The organism is Micromonospora sp. RV43 (assembly GCF_001029515.1).
GTDB lineage: Bacteria > Actinomycetota > Actinomycetes > Mycobacteriales > Micromonosporaceae > Micromonospora > Micromonospora aurantiaca.
This window is the reverse complement of record NZ_LEKG01000326.1, coordinates 1-3191: the sequence shown is the minus strand read 5'-3', so window position 1 is coordinate 3191 and position 3191 is coordinate 1. Positions and strand designations below refer to the sequence as shown.

Annotated in this window: 4 protein-coding genes; 3 read left to right on the top strand and 1 reads right to left on the bottom strand. The window is 68.7% G+C overall.

The features are described 5' to 3' along the window. The first annotated feature begins 206 nt into the window (after nt 1-206). Nucleotides 207-773, top strand: coding sequence for a hypothetical protein (locus tag ABD52_RS36805; RefSeq protein ID WP_047894805.1), 567 nt, complete (start codon nt 207-209; stop codon nt 771-773). Between the two features lie 8 nt (nt 774-781). Here the strand turns inward: ABD52_RS36805 and ABD52_RS36800 are convergent, their stop codons facing one another. Next, entirely contained in the window at nt 782-1441 is a 660-nt protein-coding gene (locus ABD52_RS36800) for a hypothetical protein (RefSeq protein WP_047894804.1), read from the bottom strand. Nucleotides 1442-1701: 260 nt separating this feature from the next. On the opposite strand from ABD52_RS36800, the gene ABD52_RS36795 reads away from it, so the two are divergent. Both ABD52_RS36795 and ABD52_RS36790 read left to right on the top strand, forming a co-directional pair. After that, nucleotides 1702-2730: a hypothetical protein gene (locus ABD52_RS36795; RefSeq protein WP_047894803.1), complete on the top strand. Its 1029-nt coding sequence runs from the start codon at nt 1702-1704 to the stop codon at nt 2728-2730. Next, nucleotides 2727-3188, top strand: coding sequence for a hypothetical protein (locus tag ABD52_RS36790; protein WP_047894802.1), 462 nt, complete (start codon nt 2727-2729; stop codon nt 3186-3188). Before ABD52_RS36795 ends, ABD52_RS36790 begins: the two co-directional genes overlap by 4 nt. Nucleotides 3189-3191 lie beyond the last annotated feature (3 nt).

Genomic DNA, 3191 nt, shown 5'->3' with positions numbered 1-3191 from the left:
CCCCCTCTACATCCCCGCCCCTACCCAGCTTCAGGACTACCAGGGGATGCGATGACCACCACCACCAGTGCCGATGCGCCCGGCCCCAACGACCTACTGCCCTGCGGTACCGACTCCGCCCGTCGCCGCCACCTCGCACGCAACGAGCGGTGCGCTCGCTGCGGCGTCGAAGACGGCCGCGCGCCGACCGCCGAAGCGCGGGCAGCGTGACTCCGGGCGACCGGCTGGCCCTGGACCTGCTTTGCGCAGTCGACGAGCACGTCAACGAGCGCGGAACGCCGGCGACGGTGCGGCATCTCGCCGTGCTGCTGCGTCGCCGGTCGTGGGCGCCTGTGCAGCGGCAGGTGCGCCGGCTCGTCGGCCACGGGCTGCTGTGGCCGGTTGTGCCGGCAGGCGTGGTGCGCCCGACGCAGTCGCCGTGGCGGGCACCCGGGTCGGTGAGGGTGCGGCCGCCGGTGCGCCGCCGCCGCAAGCAGCGCCCCCGGACGCAGCGCCAGTGGTATGGCGCAGGGTCGCTGACCGACGTCGACCTGGTCGCGGTGGAACGGGCGCTCGCCGGTGAGCCGGCCCGGCCGCTGAGCATTGCGGAGAAGCGGGCCGCGATCCGGATCGCGGCCCGACGGAGGTGGAACGACCGGGAGATCGGCGAGCGGATCGGGGTGACTCCCCGGCACGTCCTGCGGATCCGAAGGCAGCACGGGATCGCGAGCGGGGTGCCGCTCGGCGCGAACCAGCACAGCCCTTCCCACGGTCGGTGGGGGGTGGTGGCGTGACGAGCGGGTCAGCTCTGTTCGGCGGCCGGCGGCCGGCGGGGCGTCCTTCCGCGCGGGTCGTGGTTGACCCAGCGGACCAAGTTCAGCAGCTCGGCGGAGCGGTTGCTGCCGAGCTTGTTGGTGTTGCCCTTGAAGGCCCGCCACTCCGGCCCCGGCAGTCGGAATGTGCCGAGCGCGTCCTTGGGTTCTTCGCTGGCGGCCTCGGGTGCGGGCGGCCGGCGGGCACCGGCGGTCGAGAGTGTGGAGGGTGCTGCTGTCCTGCTCGGCGCGCGGCGGAGTCGCCGGGCACCGGGATCGTGGTTGAACCAGCGGACGAAGTTCAGCAGTTCCGCGGAGCTGTTGCTCTTCAGTGCTCGGCTGGCCAGCGCCAGGGCCTTCCACTCGGCGGTGGCCAGTCGGAAGGTGCCGAGCTGAATCGGCGGGGCATCCGGGTCGACGGCCGGCGGAGGCGCGCTGGCGTCCGGGCGGCGAGGCGCTGCGGCTCGGGGATCGCGGATCACCCAGCGGACGAAGTTCAGCAGTTCGGCGGACCGGTCGGTTTCCAGCCCTTCGGCGTTGACGCCGAACAGCTCCCACTCGACCCGGGGCAGCTTGAAGGTGCCCAGCTTGTCCCGAGCCGGCCGACCAGTAGCAGCCGGACCAGGCTGTCGCTTTCGGCGCTCGACCATCCTGCCGCCCTCCAACACGTCTATACAGCGGGCAGGATACCGGATCCGATTCGATATAGACGCATCAGAGCGACGGTATAGACCCGCCCGGCTTGATCTTGTCTATACCGGGTGCTAGCTTTCGTCTAGACACGGCGATGTAATTACGCCGAGGTGCCAAGAGGAGGAAGGCCATGAACCCCGATCCGCCGATCCGGCCGCCGAGCTGACCAACCAAGCCAGATACCGCCCCTGACCAGCACCAAGACATAGGAGTGCCTGTGTCGCGCAGATACGCGAACATCCTGACGGCCATCTGGCGCAACGACGACTTCCGGGCGCTCACCGGTGGGGGCCAGCGGCTGTTTCTGCTGCTGTGTACACAGCCCGACATCAGCGCGGCCGGTGTGCTGTCGCTGAACATCAAGCGGTGGTCCCGCTGCGCTAAGGACACCACGCCGCAGAGCATCGTGACGGATCTTCAGGAGCTGGAGACTGGCCGGTTCATCGTGGTCGACCCCGACACGGAGGAACTTCTCGTGCGGTCTTTCGTTCGGTGGGACAACGGCTACGGCAACCCGAAGCGGCGGCCAGTCATCATCCGGGCGGCGCAGGAAGTGGAGTCGGCGTCAGTTCGGCGAACCCTCGCATTCGAGTTCAACCGGCTCGGTCTACCCGTCGATGGGGTAGCCGATAGCCTATCCGGTTCCCAATCGGATCAGTCTCCGGAGACCAGTCCACCCCCTTCCTACTCGGAAGAGACGTTTTCGCAGGTCGATAGCCTATCGGGTAGGGCATCGGCTTCCGACGGGGTTGTGGTTAGTAAAGGTCCGTACGTAAGTCCCCAACCCTCAAACCACAAACCTCATCCCCAGCCTTCGGCTGGGGCCCCCGCGCCTCCGGCGACGCCTACCCCCACCAAGCCGGACACCAAAACAAAGCGCGGTAGACGACTCCCTGAGGACTGGAAGCCGAGTCAGCGCCTGCTCGACTGGGCCGCCGGAAAGCACCTCGGCATCGACCTCGACCGCGAAAACGAGAAGTTCTGCCTGCACTGGTGGTCAGAGACCGGAAAGGGTTGCACCAAGATCAACTGGGACATGGCCTGGCAGAAGTGGATGTTGCGGGCCGACGACCAGCAGCCGCCTCGTCGTGGCGGTCACCTCCGGCCGGTGCCGGACAGCCGTGCGCTCGCCGTCTCAAACGGCACTGCGGTCGATCCGGACGCCTACCAATCCCCTGCCGACCGGGGCATGGCTAACGCCCTTGCCCTCGCCAAGCGCTTCGAAGAGAGGGGCGGATCCCGATGAACCATTCCGAAGTCGCCCTCCTGTTGGGCCTCGCCTCCACCCGCGACTACCGCAAGATCGGCGAGACCGACGTGATGGCCTGGCACCAAGACCTCGGCGACCTCGACTTCGAGGACGCCAAGCTCGCGGTGTCGCTGCACTACCGCGAGTCGACCGACCGGATCATGCCGGCGCACGTCCGGCGGCTGGTCCGCCAGATCCGCGCCGAGCGGCGCCGCGTCGAGGGCCACTCCCCACCGCTCGCGCTGAAGAACCGGTGGGAAACAGACGAGGATCGAGACCGCCGGTTGAAGCGAGGCATGTCCGTGATCGGCCCGGTGATGACCGAAATCCGCGAGCGACTGATGCGCCGCGAGCGAGCCGTCCCCGACGAGCCGACCACCAGCGAACTGATCCGGGAGAGGGCCCTCGCCAGGGCCCGCGCCGAGCACGGCGCTTTCGGCCCACGCGACATCTGACCC